We start from the raw sequence: 16,837 nt of genomic DNA, 5'->3' as shown, positions 1-16,837 counted from the left end.
TCATGTGGTTTAAAATCACCTCCTTTCTTGTATTTCTTTTGAAGTCCACCAACGAACACGGGGTGCATTCGCCCTTCGTCTTCAACTTTGTAACCAAATGCCTTTACAACAAGAAGAAGTATCACTCAGACAAAAGTTGGAACGTGCTGCTCAAGAGCATTGAATATTTTAATGTTCAGCATACTGCTATTCAAAACCCGCAAATTAAAAAACTGGTAAACGAAAAATTTCCAGAAGTTCAATTCGGACAACAAATGTTGGATTTGCTTTTTGTGGAAAACCTCGGCATATCGGAATTCAATTTATTGTTAGATGATGAAAGACTTCATAACAACAGTATGCTTTTCATCAATGGCATTTATACGGACAAAAAGAAACTTACGGAATGGAAACGCCTCGCTACACTTCCAGAGATCACCGTCAGCATGGACCTGTACCATTGTGGCATCCTCTTTATCCGAAGGGAGCAGGTGAAGGAACATTTCACCATTCGGATTTAATGAAGTATTTTTAGGTATGGAAAATGTTGCAACAGATAACACCATTTGGTACGTACTTGGGATATTGGGCCTACTCTATCTGATCATTTTATCCCGAAACAAACGATCCACCAAACGCAGGAAATCACGCCGGTTCATGGATGGCAAACGACAACACGAACGGGACAATTAACAATTTACAATGAACAATTAACAATGCATAAACCGATCATTCAACAACTATTAATTGATTATTGTTTATTGAACATTGACAATTGAAACCATGAAGATATACACCAAGACAGGCGATAAAGGCACCACGGCACTTTTTACGGGCAAAAGGGTTCCCAAACACCATATTCGGATTGAGAGTTATGGCACTATCGATGAACTCAATTCACACTTAGGGCTGCTTCGGGATCAGGAAATGGATACTCACTCCAAAAGCATGTTGGTGCTGATTCAAGAAAAGCTTTTTACGGTAGGATCTATTTTGGCCACGGAACCTGATAAGGACCAACGCCTCAAAATTCCAAGAATCAATGAGGATGATATATTGCTTTTGGAGAAGGAAATGGACCAAATGAATGAAAATCTTCCTGAAATGACACATTTTATCCTCCCTGGAGGGCACACCACCGTGTCATACTGTCATGTTGCCAGAACGGTTTGTCGCAGGGCAGAACGCATGATTACCTATTTACATGAAAATGAACCTGTTCCAGAAACAGTACTTTCCTACATCAACCGACTTTCTGATTATCTTTTTGTTTTGGCCAGGAAATTATCGTATGACCTGAAAGCCACTGAAATTAAGTGGGTTCCAGAGAAAATGGACTGATAAAATCGCTTTTTTAACCCTTTAGTTTTATCAACAATAAAATAATTTTTAAATAATCCAGTTTTTACTTGACAAATTGGGTTTAAAAATTATTTTTGCAAAAAATTTAAAATCAAACCGTTACTATGTACTGGACGTTAGAACTAGCCTCATATTTAAGTGATGCACCTTGGCCAGCCACCAAAGACGAACTGATAGATTATGCGATTCGTACGGGAGCACCGTTGGAAGTAGTTGAAAATTTGCAATCCATGGAAGAAGAGGGCGGCGAGATATACGAATCCATCGAAGAGATCTGGCCTGATTATCCCACCGAGGAAGATTACCTCTGGAATGAGGATGAATATTAAATTCATAAAGCACAAAGCACGTTAAAAAGTCTCATCTGAGGCTTTTTTTTATGTAATTTTGACAGCCCAGCAAAAGATTTCCATCGCAATCCCATCCTTGGAACAGCTTTTGCCATTCAAACGAAAAATTATTCCATGAGTTTAATTAATTCCGTACTGAAGGTTTTCGTAGGAGACAAATCGGAGAAAGATGTAAAAGCGCTCCAACCTTTGGTAAAAGAAATAAAATCCTTCGAGCAGCAGTTGGAAGGATTGTCACACGATGAACTGAGACAAAAAACCGTTGCTTTCAAGGCCAAGATTGCCGAAGACTGCAAGGAAATCCACGATAAAATAGCCGCCCTCGAAGCTGAAGTCGAAGCCTCTACGGATATCGACCGAAACGAAGAGATCTATTCCGAAATAGATAAATTGAACGAGGAGGCCTATAAAATTTCAGAAAACACCCTGAACACCATTTTGCCCGAAGCTTTTGCAGTGGTGAAAGAAACTGCAAAACGTTTCGCCGCAAACGAAACCTTATCGGTCACCGCAACTGAATTCGACAGAAAACTTTCCGGGGACAGGGACTACGTAAGCCTAGAAGGTGACAAGGCCGTTTGGCAAAACTCATGGGACGCTGCCGGAAAAGAGGTGACTTGGGACATGGTCCACTACGATGTGCAGTTGATCGGTGGTATTGCACTGCATCAAGGTAAAATTGCAGAAATGCAAACAGGTGAAGGTAAAACCCTTGTGGCCACCCTACCACTCTATTTGAACGCATTGGCAGGTAAGGGAGCGCACTTGGTAACCGTTAACGACTACCTCGCCAAAAGGGATAGTGCCTGGATGGCCCCCTTGTTTGAGTTCCATGGCCTTTCCGTGGATTGTATAGATAAGCACAGACCCAATTCCGATGGAAGAAGGGCCGCCTATAATGCCGATATCACCTACGGAACCAACAACGAGTTCGGTTTTGACTACCTGCGTGACAACATGGCGCATACGCCAGATGATCTGGTACAACGCCCGCACCACTACGCCATTGTGGATGAGGTGGATTCCGTTTTGATCGATGATGCCCGAACTCCATTGATCATTTCCGGGCCAGTGCCCGAAGGTGATCGACACGAGTTCAACGAATTGAAACCTAAGGTTTCCGATATCGTTCAAAAACAAAGACAATACTTGACCGGAGTTTTGGCAGAGGCCAAACGTTTGATCAAGGAAGGGGACACCAAAGAAGGTGGTTTCCAATTGCTACGCGTACACCGTGGTCTTCCGAAGAACAAGGCACTCATCAAATTCTTGAGTGAGGAAGGTGTGAAGCAGTTGCTACAAAAGACCGAGAACTACTACATGCAGGACAACAACAGGGAAATGCCCAAAGTGGATGAGGAACTGTTGTTCGTAATCGATGAAAAAAACAACCAGATAGAACTGACCGACAAAGGGGTTGAATACATCTCCGGTGATCAGGATAAGGACTTTTTTGTACTTCCAGATATCGGTAGCGAGATTGCCAAAATCGAGAACCAAGATTTGGAAATTGAGCAAGAAGCCGAACTCAAGGAAGACCTTTTCAAGGATTTTGCCATCAAAAGTGAGAGGATTCACACCCTAACCCAGTTGTTGAAAGCCTATACCCTCTTTGAAAAAGACGTAGAGTATGTGGTAATCGATAACAAAGTGCTGATCGTGGATGAGCAAACCGGCCGTATCATGGACGGTAGACGGTATTCAGACGGTCTTCACCAAGCCATTGAAGCGAAGGAAAGCGTGAAGATCGAGGCCATGACCCAAACCTTTGCCACCATCACCCTTCAGAACTATTTTAGAATGTACAACAAGCTATCGGGTATGACGGGTACTGCCGTTACCGAAGCCGGGGAGTTCTGGGAAATCTATAAGTTGGATGTGATGGAAATCCCGACCAACAGACCCATCGCAAGAAATGACAGACATGACTTGATCTACAAGACCAAGCGCGAAAAATACAATGCCATAATTGAAGAAGTGACCCAACTGGCCACTGCAGGCCGACCTGTGTTGATCGGTACCACTTCCGTTGAGATTTCGGAATTGCTGTCCAAATTGTTGAGCGTTCGTAAAATCCAACATAACGTTTTGAACGCCAAACTGCACAAAAAAGAAGCAGATATCGTTGCCGAAGCAGGTAATTCTGGCGTGGTGACCATTGCCACCAACATGGCAGGTAGGGGTACCGACATCAAATTGACCCCCGACGTGAAAAAAGCGGGTGGTTTGGCCATTATCGGTACGGAACGTCACGATTCCAGACGTGTGGACAGGCAGTTGAGAGGTCGTTCCGGTAGACAGGGAGATCCAGGTAGTTCACAATTTTACGTTTCGTTGGAAGATAACCTGATGCGTTTGTTCGGATCGGACCGTGTGGCCAAGATGATGGACCGCATGGGATTGGAAGAAGGAGAAGTGATCCAACACTCCATGATGACCAAATCCATTGAACGTGCCCAGAAAAAAGTTGAAGAGAACAACTTCGGTATCCGTAAACGTTTGTTGGAATATGATGATGTCATGAATGCCCAAAGGGAGGTGGTCTACAAAAGAAGGAGACACGCCCTTCAAGGGGAACGTTTGAAAGTGGATATTGCCAACATGATCTATGACACCTGCGAAGTGGTGGCAGAGACCAACAAAATGGCGGATGACTTCAAAAATTTCGAATTTGAACTGATCAAATATTTTTCGATCACATCCCCTATTTCTGAGGAAGAATTCAAAAAAATGGGCTTCCAAGAAATTGCCAGCACAGTGTACAAGGCTACCTATGGCCACTATCAGCAAAAGATGGAACGCAGTGCCACCGTGGCTTTCCAAGTAATCAAAAAGGTATACGAGGACGACTCCAACAAGTTTGAGCGCATCGTGGTTCCGTTCACCGACGGCATCAAAACCCTTAACGTGGTCACCAATTTGGAAAAGGCCTATAAAACGGACGGGAAACAATTGATCACCGATTTTGAAAAGAACATCACCCTGGCCATTATCGATGATTCGTGGAAAACCCATTTGCGCAAAATGGACGAATTGAAACAGTCCGTTCAATTGGCGGTGCACGAGCAAAAAGACCCTTTGTTGATCTATAAGTTCGAAGCGTTTGAACTTTTCAAAAGCATGATCGATAAGGTAAACAAAGAAGTGATTTCCTTCCTTTTCAAAGGGGAATTGCCTTCTGAGAATACCAACCAGATCCAAGAAGCCAGAACAGTTCGAAAACCCAAGGAAAACCTTCAGACTTCCAAGGAAGAAATCCCGAATAGTGATGAACTTGCGGCCCAAAATAGGGCAGCTGGCCAAACACAAGGGCAAAGACCCCATATTACCGAAACCATTGTAAGGGAAAAACCGAAAATTGGTCGTAATGACAAGGTCACCATAAAAAATGTAATGTCGGGAGAGAGCAAGTCCATGAAGTTTAAGCAGGCAGAGCCCTTACTTGACAAAGGAGAGTGGGTATTGGTGGAAGAGTAAATCTCCGTCATCCAAATAAAACAAGAGTGGCAGTTATTTATAGCTGCCACTTTTTTTATATCAAAAACATAGTTAGATTTACACCCTGAAACACCCCATTAAGTTTCTTTACTGCCCCAATTATCAACCTTTTGGCAGTAGAGGGTACAATCTCGTGCAGCATATGAAAGTTCCTGGTGAGGATAAATATCGATTACAAGATAAGATTGATTTGATACTAAAGGTTAACTATAGTTCTTCCATATTTGCCGCCGTTTTTGGGTTGATCTGCTTTTTTCTTTTGGACATAAGAGGGGTTATTCCATATGTTTTTCTGTCCTATGCCTTTATCAACCTGATCAACACCTTATTGTACCAACAACATAACAATCTGGTACTTACCTACAACCTTACCTCTATCCTTTCCATGGTTGGGGCCATCGTTATTACCATTTATAGCGGAGGCATACAGAGCCCGTTTATATTTGTGCTTGCCATTGTGGTGTTTGCAGGTTATGTAACCACCAAGGTTTTTGGACAGTTGTATTTGATCATCAATTTGGCGGTGCTTACCATATTGTTCCTTTACGATACCGGTGACTTTAAGATATCAGAAAATACAATTCCACAGGAATCCAGGAACTGGTTCGCATTTTTGAGTGCCGTGTTCGCCGTGTACCTTTTGGGTGGTGTTTTTGGCAAAAACCTGCTCAGGGCCCATCATAAACTGTACAAATCCAGGAACGAGATCCAAGATCGTATCGAGGAAAAAGAAACGCTTCTCAAAGAAGTGCATCACCGGGTAAAGAACAACCTTCAGACCGTATCCAGTCTTTTGAGCCTGCAATCGAGGGCCATTGCCGATGAAAAGATCAGCAACATCATCAAAAGCAGTCAAAACCGGGTAGTTTCCATGGCTATGGTGCACGAAATGCTCTACAAAAGGGACGACTATCTTTCTAAAATAGAACTTAAACCTTACGTAAAGGAACTGTGCGACTATCTGGTACGTTCCGTGAAGGGCACCAGTAATAGCGTTAAGGTAGATTTGGACATCGACGACCACAAGCTAAGTATTGATACGGTTATCCCTTTGGGACTGATCATCAATGAAACGATTACCAATGCCCTTAAATATGGTATTACCGAAGGTCACGAAGGGGAAGTTCATGTTGCGGTACATAAAATCGGTGACAATCGTTTTGAAATGTATCTAGGCGATAACGGAATCGGATACCCAGAAGATATCAACCCTAAAACTTCCAATTCCTTGGGGCTAAAATTGATCTACAACCTGGCAAGACAGCTAAGGGGTACCATCAGCAGGGACTACGACAAAAAAGGAACCTATTACCGAATAGAGTTTGAAGAGATCGTGGAAGAATTCAATTCCGTGGATTGATCTAACCACAAAAAATAAAGAAGGCCGGTTTAAAACCGGCCTTCTTCAGTTATGAAATATACTACTGCACCCTATATTTAAATTCTTTGAAATTTTCTTTCCCTAAGCGAAAAAGCTATAGAAGCGATTACGAAAGCCAAGCTTAAAAACAAGGCAAAAGGAATCAACAAACCTAAGATCATGATTAAGCCAATTTAGCGGTGTTCTTTTTAGTGGTAAAAGAAAGCTCCTTTTTAACCCTAGAGTTTTTGAATTTGTACAACCTGGCAACTTCCCTGTTTTTCTTAACAGAAGTATGAAGGTCGATGTTCAATTCAACTCCCACAGTAATGGTGTTTACCTTAACTTCTTTGGAACCTTGGTTAGCCATGGCTACTGTTCCGAAAAAAACTACTGCGATGAAGGTTAAAATTGTTTTCATGATTTGGGTTTTTATTACGAAGTAAAATTACCCCCGCACCCACCCTAGATCAGATTTGTGTCGCTTAACGGACCAAAATTTTCGGTATAAAAACTTTTCATGGTTAAAGTGCATTTTATCGACGACGAACGTTTTTGGGGTCAAAAACACCATACCGACGGCATGTGCATTTCATCGATCATGAAAATGTAGGGTGCTTTGTAAGTTGCTGATAATGAATAATATATTTGTAGGAAAAAGATTATATTTTCATTGTTTCATGTAGGAAAATGTAAGATTTCAAGTTGTAGGGCAAATTTTAGTCTAAGAGGGAAACGAAGTCAATTCACAAATTTTAACACCCTTTCATGTAATTCTTGGTATCTTAAAGCAACTAAGCAAAAAAGAACATGAACATCGTGAGAATTACACTTTTTACCCTTCTGATTTTGGTTTCGACCAGTTGTCGACCCAAGGAGAAATCCTCCCAACCCGAAATGGCCCAAAAAGAGTCCATGGAAAACTTGGAATCTCCCAAATTGACCCCTTCGGAATTGCAGCAATATGAAACGGCCTATTTTGCCAGCGGATGTTTTTGGTGCGTGGAAGCGATCTTTGAAAGTGTAAAAGGCGTTAAGGAAGTGGTTTCCGGGTATTCAGGCGGCACCGAAATAAATCCTACCTATGAACAAGTCTCCTATGGAAAAACCCACCATGCAGAATCCGTGGAAGTGTATTATGACCCAAAGGTGGTTTCCTTCTCCCAATTGGTTAAGGTATTCTTTGGTTCGCACGATCCCACTACTTTAAACCGTCAAGGGCCGGACAGAGGCGCCCAATACCGTTCCATTGCCTTTTATAAGAACGAAGAGCAAAAGAAAATCATTACCGATTATATTGCCAAATTGGAAGCGGATCATGTGTATGGAAGTCCAATTGTGACCGAGGTGAAGAAATTCGACAAATTTTATGTGGCAGAGGACTACCATCAAGACTATGAAAAGCTGCACCCGAACAATAGCTACATCCAAAATGTGTCCATTCCTAGGTTGAATCGTTTTAAAAAGAATTTCAAATCCTTCCTAAAGGAAGATGTGCATTAAGTCGAAGTTTTTTGAAAGAAGAAGCGGATATCGCTTGAAGTAGAATTGGCCTAGTAGAGAGGTAGGCCGAAAGTAGGTGGCTCTTGGGGAATGGAGGTCTTATTTATTCTTTAGAACCACCTCGCTGTACTTGGAACTGATTTTGATGGATTTACCATCGGTATTGTTGATGTGGTACCCTTTATATACATTGGCACCTTTGCTTTTGGTAGATTCCAGTTTCAACGCTTGCGGATATGTAAAACCGGAAGTGGTCTCATTAACAGAAATGGCAAACGGAGCGGCAGGAAGTTTACAATCCAGCTCCCCATTCTCCACTGAAATATCCAAGGTATTAAATCCATCCGAAACCGAATTGATGCTCAAATTGCCAAAGTTATTGGTAACCAATGCCCTGCTGGTTAATTTACCAATCACTACATTGGATGATACGGAATTCAATTTCAACTCCTTTACTTCTTTCAGGCTTACATCATCGGAATAATTGGTTCTTAAGGTACCATAGTTCCAACGTTGCACCACAACTGGAGTGTAGGAAGCCCTGATCTCGGTCTTGTCCCCATCAATGGTAGAGGCAAGCAAGCTTGCATAGGACAAGCTTGCATTGATGTTCCTGGTATTGGCGGCGAGTTTTACCTCGCCGTGCCTCACGTTCAAGTTTAGTTTAAGGTATTTTGGCATTTTAATGATGATATGCTTCTTCACCTTGTATTCCTTGTTCTTCCCATCTGATGAAAAGTAGAACACATTGGGCGAAACACGCATAGCCCTGGTCTCTTCCAATTGTTGCCTTCTCACCTCTTCCCTTTGGTTTCGGAGTTCCTCGTGCTGTGCCTGTAATTCTTCGCGCATTTCTTGGCGCATTCTTTCACGATCGGCCCTCATTTCTTCACGCTGCTTTTTCATCTCTTCCATTTGCTCTTCACGCACCTTGGACATTTCCTCCATCTGCTTGCTCCACTCCTCAAAGTGCTTTTTATAATCCTTGTCAAAGTTTTTGTCGAACTTATCCTTCCACTCTTTCATATATTTATCCCTATCCTTTTTATAGGCATCATAATCGAACTCAATGTTAGGTATCGGAGGCATAGGAGGCATGATGGCTAGTTCCGGCAATACAGCTATCTCAGGCATTTCGGGAATCTCCATGCTTTCTAGGATATGGGCCACGGAAGGGATTTCTGGAATGTTGACGTCAATACTTCTGAAATCATAAGCATAGGGTCCAGTCCCTTCGGTACTCACTTCAATTTCCTTGCTGTTGCCCATAATCTTGACCAAATCTTTGTTCAGGAACGATTTGGCATCCTCTTCGGGTACCCCGTCCAATTCAATGGTTGCAGTAATTTCCACTTGGTCCTTGTCCCAGGTCACAAACTCAATATCCGCATAACTGGTATTGATGTTGAGTTCGGTTTCCTTGTCCACATTATAGGTTTCCTTGTAGGTCTTCGATTTCTCCTGTGCATGGCAGGTAAACCCTGCCAGCACAGCGAGTAATCCACTAAACAATATTTGACGATTCCTGTTCATTTTTTGATGATTTTAATTGATTCAACTTGGTTTTTAATTTTTGCAATAACTGTAGCCTAAGCTGTAGATTCTTGATCAAGGCCTCTATGGTCTGGTCGTTCGGACCAAATTCATTCAGTTCGGCGTTCAACTTGTGATACTCGTCATTAAGTTCCGCCAAGCGGTCCATATAACTGTCCATGAGCTCCTTGTTGTCCGGATCCATTTCAAGGTCGGAAAGCTGGAGGTTGATATTGGTCGTATAATAGGTCTCTATTTTCTTCAGATCCGGGGAAAGATCACCTAGGGAAATGCTTTGGGTCTCCCCGGTTGGGTTTTCCCGATCTACCACGGTTATCTTTTCATCTGGTTCGATTTTATTGTCGGAACTAGTAAAAAAATACACGGACAATCCCAAAACCACCACTACCGAAGCAGCAACCTGTAACCACCAAGTAAACACCTTCTTTTTGGGAGGGGATGAGGGCAACTGCTCATCCAACTTGGCCAAGAACCGCGCCTCATGCCCTTTTTTTAAGTTGTAGTGCTTTTGCTCCCTTTCCTTCTCGAACAAATCCCTTAGATCATGTGCCATAAACCAAATCCTTTAATTTTTCCTGCAATTGTGCCTTGCCCCTCAACAATCTTGTGCGTGAGGCCGTTTCCGAGATGTTCAGGATTTCTGAAATCTCGCTGTGGTCATACCCTTCAACCAAAAACAGCTGTACCACATATCTATATTTTTCCGGAAGTTCCTCAATGGCAGATTTTACCTGTTCCAAGGAAATCCCTTCCTCTACGGTCCAAACATCATCATCCGTAACATGCAAATGGTTTTCACTGAGTTCCACCGTTTGTTGGTGTTTCGATTTCAAAAAATCGATACTACCGTTCACCACTATTCTTTTCAACCAAGCCCCAAAAGTTACCTCTCCCTTAAATTGATGGATACGCTGGAAGGCCTTGATGAACGATTCCTGTAGCACATCCTCCGCATCATCCGTATTTTTAAGGAACCGCATGGCCACACCGAACATACCATCACAGTACTGATGGTACAGTTTAAGCTGTGCCTGGCGATCGTTCGCTTTGCACCGCTCCACTAATTCAATATGGAACACGCTCGGTTCTATGTTTGGTTTTTTAGTTGTTCATCTTAAGGACGAGACAAAAATGGCCTCGTTGCAAATTAGTACGATTTTGAATGATTTTTAACAAAAAAATCCCGAAGAGGTATCTCAACGGGATTCTTAATCAATGGGTTAACCCAATTATTCGTCCAACAATAAATTTAAGTGAACCGTGATATTGTCACGTGTAGCTTTGCTATATGGACAGATTTCATGTGCAGCATTGATCAAATCTTCCCCTGTTTCCTGATCTACGGTAGGCAAATAGGCATCTAAAGTGGCCTCAAGGTAAAAACCTTCATCTTCTTTATTGAATTCTATGGTGGCGGTCACACTAAAATCGCCCAAATCTTCAATGCCTTGTTCCTTTGCAACGGCTTGCAAAGCCCCTGCAAAGCAGGTGGAATAAGCTGCCGCGAACAATTCTTCGGGATTGGTGGACTTTGGATCGGGTTTTCCTTTGGAATTTGGCATGGAAATATCAAAATCCAAAACGCCATCCTCACTCTCTACATGTCCGGCCCTGCCTCCTGTATTGGTTGCCTTTGCTTCAAAAATTGTCTTCATTGTCAAAGTTTTTTGGGTTCATATTCACCGGAAGACCATTGTCTCCGGTCTATAATTGGAAAAGTTAGCAATTTGTGGAAGGAACTCCGCTATCCCCGTTATTAAATTTATGCTAAATGGACGTCAATAGAACTACATGCAATTTGAAATGGATACCATCCCACAAAATCTTGCTATTTTAGTGGTGAAATACCTGATCAATTCCCTTGGCGAACAAAAAGAACACACCAATCAATACCATTACCAAAATCAAGGCGCTCCGCAAACAGGAAATTTCCGTGGACACCTTGACGCAGGGCATCTTTGATGGTAGCCAAACTCTTTTGGCCAAGGCAATAACTCTTTTGGAAAGTACCCAACCACTCCATTATGAGAAGGCAAATGCCGTAATTGAAAAATGCTTGGCCAAACCCAATAATAGTATTCGATTGGGGATAACAGGTGTCCCTGGGGTGGGAAAAAGTTCTTTTATCGAAACTTTGGGAAGCTACTTAACTGCTAACGGTAAAAAAGTAGCGGTTTTAGCCGTGGACCCAACAAGTTCATTGAGCAAGGGTAGTATTTTGGGTGACAAGACCCGTATGCAGGAACTTTCAAAAGATCCAAACGCGTTTATCCGTCCCTCTCCTTCCGGCAGTTCTTTGGGTGGAGTGGCACAAAAAACAAGGGAAAGTATCATTTTATGTGAAGCTGCGGGATACGATATAATCTTGGTGGAAACCGTTGGGGTGGGCCAAAGTGAGATTGCCGTGCACAGTATGGTAGACTTTTTTCTTTTGCTGAAGTTATCAGGTGCCGGGGATGAGCTACAGGGCATCAAAAGGGGAATTATGGAAATGGCCGATGCCATCGCCATCAATAAAGCGGATGGCAGCAATTTGGAAAAGGCCGAATTGGCCGCCACCGAATTTTCCAGGGCCTTGCATCTTTATGCTCCAAAGGCAAATGGATGGGTTCCAAAGGTTTTGAAATGTTCTGCCACGGAAAATACAGGCATCAAGGAAATATGGGACGTGGTGGAAGATTTTGTACTGAGCAATCGGGAGAACGGTTTTTTTGAGAAAAATAGGAAGGTCCAAAACAAGAATTGGTTCCTTCAAACTGTGGATGAATATATTAAACAGTTTTTTCATCAAAAGGAATCCTTCAAAAATGCACAAATGACCTTATTGAAAGATATTGACGACAACAAAATTTCCCCGTTTTATGCGGCCAAGCTCCTATTGGATCAGATAACCAAGGAACTTTAAATAAAAGCGATAAATTTGCACAGATTTTATACTGAATGAGCACCGTTACCGATTCCCTTTTATCCATAGTGGTTCCTTTGTACAACGAGGAGGACAACGTTGTCCTGTTGACCCAGAAAATCCATGAAAGTCTTCCGGGCTACAATTACCAGATTGTCTATATCGATGATTTTTCTACGGACAGAACCCGCCAGAAGGTAAAGGAAATGGATGATGATAAGGTCCATTTGATAGAGTTGAAGAAGAATTATGGACAGAGTCTTGCTTTGGCCGCTGGTCTAGATTATGCCGAAGGCGAATACATCATCACCATGGATGGCGACCTTCAGAACGACCCATCGGACATTCCGCACATGTTGGAATATGCCGTAAGTGGCGAATATGATGTGGTCACGGGTATCCGTCAAAAAAGGAAGGATTCCCTGGTCAAAAAAATACCATCCAAGATTGCCAATTTTATGGTGAGAAGGGTGACCAAACTGGATATTAAGGATAACGGTTGTGCCTTAAAGGTTTTCACCAAAGACATAGCCAAAGGCTTGAACCTGTATGGTGAAATGCACCGTTTCATTACGTTGTTGGCCTTTTTGGAAGGTGCCCAGATCAAACAGGTTCCTGTAAAACATCATGCACGGCATGCCGGGGTTTCCAAATATGGTTTGGAGCGGGTTTTCAAGGTCGTAGCTGATATGATGTTGCTCCTCTTTATCCGAAAGTATTTCCAACGCCCCATTCACCTTTTTGGAATTTTGGGCGTATTGTTAGTCATATTGGGTGTTTTCATCAATATTTACTTGTTGATCGTAAAACTGGGCCTTGGGGAAGATATCGGAAGCAGGCCTTTGCTCATTTTCGGGATGATGTTCATTTTGGGAGGTATACAGTTGTTTACCATCGGTATTGTGATGGAACTCTTGATCCGCACCTACTACGAGTCCCAACAAAAACGCCCATATCGCATTAAAAAAATCACGATAGGTGACGGAAAAGCTGCGTAAAAAGCTCATCACTGCCTTAAAACTAGTTGTAAGTGCAGCCCTGATCTACTTTATCTTCACGAAAATAGATCTGAAGGACGTTTTGGAAACCCTGAAGAAAAGCAACCCCCTGTTCCTTTTCTTGGCCTTGGTGTTTTTTGTGCTTTCTAAGGCTATTGCTGCATTTCGGTTGAACGAATACTTCCATCAAATTGGGGCCAAAGTCTCGCATCGCAGTAATTTAAAGCTCTATTTGTTGGGCATGTTCTACAATCTTTTTTTACCCGGAGGAATTGGCGGTGATGCATACAAGGGATATGTGGTGCAAAAAGCATTTCAACCTGGGACCAAAAAAGTGGTTTCCAGTTTGTTGTTGGACCGATTGAGCGGGATGTTACTGCTTTTTATATATGCTTGCTTTTTGGGAACACTATCCAAAAATCCATTTTTTAATGGCTTTGACTGGTTGTTGATTTTGCTGATACCATTGAGCTTGGTGGTATTTTGGTTCATGAACAAGCTGTTCTTCACCACAACCCTACCCGTTTTTTGGAAATCTTTCGGGTATTCCGCACTTGTGCAATTGGCGCAATTGGTCTGTGTAATTTTCATTTTGAAGGCACTGTCCATTTCCACAGAATCCATCGAATATCTTTTTGTGTTTTTGGTATCGTCCATCGTGTCGGTTATTCCATTGACCATTGGAGGCATTGGAAGCAGGGAGGTCACTTTTTTGTATGGAGCCGAATGGCTGGGTTTAGATGCCAGCACCTCCATCGGCATCAGCTTCACTTTCTTTCTGATTACGGCACTCACTTCCCTGGTTGGGATTGTATACCATTTCAAAAAACCGGAATTGGAATCGGCAGCCTAATTTAAATGCACCAAATGCATTTTGTTGAGCTTTTCTTTACGGGTATTCGGATTCAGGAACTTAAACTGTAAACGGGTAATCCGAAACTGATCTACCGTAATCTGATCATCCCATTGAATTCCTTCATTGGTAAGTTGGGCCAATTCCCCATCGGTGGCATACACCCAAACATCCTTTTTTGATTTTAGTTCCGGTACAGAAATTATGTTGACAGGATCTTGATCATAGAAATCCAAAGCCCAAGTATGTTGTTCGGAAACCTTGTAGATTTTGTCCACCGGAATATGCTGCTCTTTTACCTTTTCAGCCATGGCGGACCCGCCTTGGTATTCCAATAATCTTGGATAGAACTGGGCATTCATCAAACCGTTCAACAATACCGAACTGAAAAGTGCTACAGTCAAAATTTTAGAAGCTACATTTTCCTTCTTCCATATAAAATATCCTGTCAGTGCTAGAGCAGCAATTAAAAAGACATTTCTATACCAGTGTTTCAATGGGAACACGTGTAAACTAACCAGCAAGACAAACACCACAACCAATCCCAATATAAAATATTGAAAGCCTAAGATCACTTTGGCTATTTTAGCTTTTTCCTGTTGAAATAAAGTAAAGAGAAATGCTGCCGATAGAATTGCGTATAACGGCATTAAAATGTTCATGTAGTGAGGTAGCTTGAACTGCGCAAAACTGATGACAAAAAACAAAATCGAAATGCCGCCCAAGGTCAAAAACTCTAGATTGGGCCGGTAAGCGAATTTCACCTGCCAAAATGTTTTCAATTGGTTCCAGTAGCCAATCAAGGCCAAAACCGTCCATGGCAGGAACACCCACAAAAAAGTATGGAAGAAAAAGAAGAAATCACTACTGTTCTTCCCTACCCCTTCACCACTCATGCGTTCAAAACTCTGTTCCCAAAAAATAAAGAAGATGCCACTGCGATGGTCTTTTCCACGAATCACTTTTTCGGGATGGAGATCAAACTGATGGTAATACGCATACAGCATCGGGGCAATGGTCAACCCGAATACCAAAACGGCCACCAGCAATTTCCAATTGAGCAATCGGAACCATTTACGAGTATAGGCCAAATGGCACAATACCGAAATGCCAATAACGACAAGCGCAATCTGCCCTTTGGTGGAAAAGGCCATACCGGCCCCAAACGCACCCAAGACAATATTTTTTAGTGAATTCTTTTCAATATAGGCCACCAACTGCCAAATGGAAAAGATGGCAAAACCGGTAAGGACAGCATCGGTTCTGACATCGATATTGGCCAAAACCATGGTCTGGGCCGTCATGAAGATCAAGGAGGCATATCGACCTACATCTTTGTTATACAGCAATTTTCCAAGACCGCAACAGCTATAGGCACCCAAAAAGGTGGACAAAATACCTGGAATTCGGTATGCCCAATCGTGAATGCCAAAAATCTTATAGGAAAGGGCCGCCAACCAATAGTGCATGTGGGGTTTATCCAGATATTCTTCAGGGCCCTTAAAAAGACTGAGAAAATCATTTTCTTGGACCATTCGCATGGCCATTACCGCAAATTGGGCGGAATCATTTTCGAATAAGGTCACGAACATCCCGATGAGGTACACCAGTACTATCAAGGCGATAAAAAACCAATACCGGGCGGTAGAAATCATGTCCCTATTTTTTGGAATGCAAATATAGCCAACTTGGCAAACAACCATCCGAAGAGCGACCCAATGAAAGCGCCCGTGATCACATCCAAGGGATAATGCACCCCGATATAGATCCTACTATACGCCACGATACAGGCCCAAAACAACAAAACCCAACTGATGTATTTCACCTTTTGATGGAACATCACAATAAAAAAAACGGCTGGTCCGAAGGAATTGGCCGCGTGGGCCGAAAAATACCCGTACTGTCCACCACAATAACTTTTTACCAAGCGCATGACGCTGCTCACTTCAGGATTATGGCAGGGGCGTAAGCGACCCACACCATACTTGAAAAAATTGGAAAGCTGATCGGTGCAAGTAATCAACAAGGCTATGGATATTAAGACAACAATGGTATTCTTCCAACCGAAATGTTTGTACGTAAGATAAAGCAACAGCAGATAAAGGGGTGCGGAATTTCGGGTGGTGGTCATAAACATCCAGAAACCATCCCAAGTTTCCGTTCCCAAACCATTGAGGAATAGGAAGAGGTCTTTATCGTACTGTAGGATTTGTTCGAGCATTATGCGTCGTATCTTGCCACTTCACGATCATAAAAAGCAGTAGCCGCCTCGATCAGACTTTCTGCTTCTTCCATCAGATCCGCTTCATCTTCTTCCGAAAATTCTTCGAGCCATTCCACTTCATCATTTTCCAAATTGATGATAAAACGAGGGTATTCGGTATGGACGATGAAAATGGCCTCTGGAAAATCTGTGTTGTCGGCCAATAAAAATTTAGGTAGTTCCATGTATCAAAAATATAATTCCAAATTCTG

The 16,837-nt window shown here is 42.5% G+C and carries 18 protein-coding genes; 10 read left to right on the top strand and 8 right to left on the bottom strand.

What is annotated here, in order from left to right; genetic code table 11:
• Window positions 1-2 precede the first annotated feature (2 nt).
• From LKX84_RS02070 to LKX84_RS02045, 6 genes are all read left to right on the top strand, one after another.
• Window positions 3-500 carry a hypothetical protein gene (locus LKX84_RS02070; protein WP_228235460.1) on the top strand — a complete coding sequence of 166 codons (498 nt, stop codon included), beginning with the start codon at window positions 3-5 and terminating at the stop codon, window positions 498-500.
• Window positions 501-516: 16 nt separating this feature from the next.
• Window positions 517-672, top strand: coding sequence for a hypothetical protein (locus tag LKX84_RS02065; protein ID WP_228235459.1), 156 nt, complete (start codon window positions 517-519; stop codon window positions 670-672).
• A 90-nt stretch (window positions 673-762) separates the two neighbouring features.
• The gene (locus tag LKX84_RS02060) at window positions 763-1,320 is read left to right on the top strand and encodes a cob(I)yrinic acid a,c-diamide adenosyltransferase (RefSeq protein ID WP_228235458.1); all 558 of its coding nucleotides are present in this window, start codon (window positions 763-765) and stop codon (window positions 1,318-1,320) included.
• A 125-nt stretch (window positions 1,321-1,445) separates the two neighbouring features.
• Window positions 1,446-1,670 (top strand): DUF2795 domain-containing protein, encoded by a 225-nt coding sequence (locus LKX84_RS02055; protein ID WP_013551418.1) that lies wholly within the window; start codon window positions 1,446-1,448, stop codon window positions 1,668-1,670.
• Between the two features lie 135 nt (window positions 1,671-1,805).
• Window positions 1,806-5,168: a preprotein translocase subunit SecA gene (gene secA / locus LKX84_RS02050; RefSeq protein WP_228235457.1), complete on the top strand. Its 3,363-nt coding sequence runs from the start codon at window positions 1,806-1,808 to the stop codon at window positions 5,166-5,168.
• 163 nt (window positions 5,169-5,331) lie between these two features.
• The gene (locus LKX84_RS02045) at window positions 5,332-6,549 is read left to right on the top strand and encodes a sensor histidine kinase (RefSeq protein WP_228235456.1); all 1,218 of its coding nucleotides are present in this window, start codon (window positions 5,332-5,334) and stop codon (window positions 6,547-6,549) included.
• A gap of 184 nt (window positions 6,550-6,733) precedes the next feature.
• On the opposite strand, the gene LKX84_RS02040 is transcribed toward LKX84_RS02045, so the two are convergent.
• The gene (locus tag LKX84_RS02040) at window positions 6,734-6,970 is read right to left on the bottom strand and encodes a hypothetical protein (RefSeq protein WP_228235455.1); all 237 of its coding nucleotides are present in this window, start codon (window positions 6,968-6,970) and stop codon (window positions 6,734-6,736) included.
• A 389-nt stretch (window positions 6,971-7,359) separates the two neighbouring features.
• Here LKX84_RS02040 and msrA point away from each other — a divergent pair, with 389 nt between their 5' ends.
• Complete coding sequence (msrA, locus tag LKX84_RS02035; protein ID WP_228235454.1) at window positions 7,360-8,052, top strand: peptide-methionine (S)-S-oxide reductase MsrA; 693 nt, start codon at window positions 7,360-7,362, stop codon at window positions 8,050-8,052.
• Window positions 8,053-8,151: 99 nt separating this feature from the next.
• On the opposite strand, the gene LKX84_RS02030 is transcribed toward msrA, so the two are convergent.
• From LKX84_RS02030 to LKX84_RS02015, 4 genes are all read right to left on the bottom strand, one after another.
• Window positions 8,152-9,585 (bottom strand): hypothetical protein, encoded by a 1,434-nt coding sequence (locus LKX84_RS02030; RefSeq protein ID WP_228235453.1) that lies wholly within the window; start codon window positions 9,583-9,585, stop codon window positions 8,152-8,154.
• On the bottom strand, window positions 9,557-10,159 hold the full coding sequence (locus LKX84_RS02025; protein ID WP_228235452.1) for a hypothetical protein: 603 nt from the start codon (window positions 10,157-10,159) through the stop codon (window positions 9,557-9,559). Before LKX84_RS02025 ends, LKX84_RS02030 begins: the two co-directional genes overlap by 29 nt.
• Window positions 10,149-10,685, bottom strand: a complete 537-nt coding sequence (locus tag LKX84_RS02020; RefSeq protein WP_228235451.1) for an RNA polymerase sigma factor — start codon at window positions 10,683-10,685, stop codon at window positions 10,149-10,151. The genes LKX84_RS02025 and LKX84_RS02020 overlap by 11 nt, the downstream gene beginning before the upstream one ends.
• A gap of 150 nt (window positions 10,686-10,835) precedes the next feature.
• On the bottom strand, window positions 10,836-11,261 hold the full coding sequence (locus tag LKX84_RS02015; RefSeq protein ID WP_228235450.1) for an organic hydroperoxide resistance protein: 426 nt from the start codon (window positions 11,259-11,261) through the stop codon (window positions 10,836-10,838).
• A 206-nt stretch (window positions 11,262-11,467) separates the two neighbouring features.
• On the opposite strand from LKX84_RS02015, the gene meaB reads away from it, so the two are divergent.
• Genes meaB through LKX84_RS02000 form a run of 3 tightly spaced genes read left to right on the top strand, consistent with a single transcriptional unit; the run spans window position 11,468 to window position 14,362 of the window.
• Window positions 11,468-12,511, top strand: coding sequence for a methylmalonyl Co-A mutase-associated GTPase MeaB (meaB, locus tag LKX84_RS02010; RefSeq protein ID WP_228235449.1), 1,044 nt, complete (start codon window positions 11,468-11,470; stop codon window positions 12,509-12,511).
• Between the two features lie 35 nt (window positions 12,512-12,546).
• Window positions 12,547-13,509 carry a glycosyltransferase family 2 protein gene (locus tag LKX84_RS02005; RefSeq protein ID WP_228235448.1) on the top strand — a complete coding sequence of 321 codons (963 nt, stop codon included), beginning with the start codon at window positions 12,547-12,549 and terminating at the stop codon, window positions 13,507-13,509.
• Complete coding sequence (locus LKX84_RS02000; protein ID WP_228235447.1) at window positions 13,490-14,362, top strand: lysylphosphatidylglycerol synthase transmembrane domain-containing protein; 873 nt, start codon at window positions 13,490-13,492, stop codon at window positions 14,360-14,362. Before LKX84_RS02005 ends, LKX84_RS02000 begins: the two co-directional genes overlap by 20 nt.
• Here LKX84_RS02000 and LKX84_RS01995 read toward each other — a convergent pair.
• The 3 genes from LKX84_RS01995 to LKX84_RS01985 are packed head-to-tail and all read right to left on the bottom strand — an operon-like array spanning window position 14,359 to window position 16,810.
• A complete protein-coding gene (locus tag LKX84_RS01995; RefSeq protein ID WP_228235446.1) occupies window positions 14,359-16,017 on the bottom strand; it encodes an ArnT family glycosyltransferase in 1,659 nt (552 codons plus the stop codon). The genes LKX84_RS02000 and LKX84_RS01995 overlap by 4 nt on opposite strands.
• On the bottom strand, window positions 16,014-16,583 hold the full coding sequence (locus LKX84_RS01990; RefSeq protein ID WP_228235445.1) for a phosphatase PAP2 family protein: 570 nt from the start codon (window positions 16,581-16,583) through the stop codon (window positions 16,014-16,016). The genes LKX84_RS01995 and LKX84_RS01990 overlap by 4 nt, the downstream gene beginning before the upstream one ends.
• Entirely contained in the window at window positions 16,583-16,810 is a 228-nt protein-coding gene (locus tag LKX84_RS01985) for a hypothetical protein (protein ID WP_228235444.1), read from the bottom strand. The genes LKX84_RS01990 and LKX84_RS01985 overlap by 1 nt, the downstream gene beginning before the upstream one ends.
• Window positions 16,811-16,837 lie beyond the last annotated feature (27 nt).

This window comes from Allomuricauda sp. M10 (genome assembly GCF_020782875.1).
In the GTDB taxonomy this organism is placed as follows: domain Bacteria; phylum Bacteroidota; class Bacteroidia; order Flavobacteriales; family Flavobacteriaceae; genus Flagellimonas.
The sequence above is the reverse complement of the archived record's forward strand: the minus strand, read 5'-3'. Positions and strand labels throughout refer to the sequence as shown.

Excerpts from the sequence above, each read along its gene's own strand:
- LKX84_RS02070 (WP_228235460.1), top strand. The coding sequence starts at position 3 with ATGTGGTTTAAAATCACCTCCTTTCTTGTATTTCTTTTGAAGTCCACC.
- LKX84_RS02065 (WP_228235459.1), top strand. The coding sequence starts at position 517 with ATGGAAAATGTTGCAACAGATAACACCATTTGGTACGTACTTGGGATA.
- LKX84_RS02060 (WP_228235458.1), top strand. The coding sequence starts at position 763 with ATGAAGATATACACCAAGACAGGCGATAAAGGCACCACGGCACTTTTT.
- LKX84_RS02055 (WP_013551418.1), top strand. The coding sequence starts at position 1,446 with ATGTACTGGACGTTAGAACTAGCCTCATATTTAAGTGATGCACCTTGG.
- secA (WP_228235457.1), top strand. The coding sequence starts at position 1,806 with ATGAGTTTAATTAATTCCGTACTGAAGGTTTTCGTAGGAGACAAATCG.
- LKX84_RS02045 (WP_228235456.1), top strand. The coding sequence starts at position 5,332 with ATGAAAGTTCCTGGTGAGGATAAATATCGATTACAAGATAAGATTGAT.
- LKX84_RS02040 (WP_228235455.1), bottom strand. The coding sequence starts at position 6,970 with ATGAAAACAATTTTAACCTTCATCGCAGTAGTTTTTTTCGGAACAGTA.
- msrA (WP_228235454.1), top strand. The coding sequence starts at position 7,360 with ATGAACATCGTGAGAATTACACTTTTTACCCTTCTGATTTTGGTTTCG.
- LKX84_RS02030 (WP_228235453.1), bottom strand. The coding sequence starts at position 9,585 with ATGAACAGGAATCGTCAAATATTGTTTAGTGGATTACTCGCTGTGCTG.
- LKX84_RS02025 (WP_228235452.1), bottom strand. The coding sequence starts at position 10,159 with ATGGCACATGATCTAAGGGATTTGTTCGAGAAGGAAAGGGAGCAAAAG.
- LKX84_RS02015 (WP_228235450.1), bottom strand. The coding sequence starts at position 11,261 with ATGAAGACAATTTTTGAAGCAAAGGCAACCAATACAGGAGGCAGGGCC.
- LKX84_RS02005 (WP_228235448.1), top strand. The coding sequence starts at position 12,547 with ATGAGCACCGTTACCGATTCCCTTTTATCCATAGTGGTTCCTTTGTAC.
- LKX84_RS01995 (WP_228235446.1), bottom strand. The coding sequence starts at position 16,017 with ATGATTTCTACCGCCCGGTATTGGTTTTTTATCGCCTTGATAGTACTG.
- LKX84_RS01990 (WP_228235445.1), bottom strand. The coding sequence starts at position 16,583 with ATGCTCGAACAAATCCTACAGTACGATAAAGACCTCTTCCTATTCCTC.
- LKX84_RS01985 (WP_228235444.1), bottom strand. The coding sequence starts at position 16,810 with ATGGAACTACCTAAATTTTTATTGGCCGACAACACAGATTTTCCAGAG.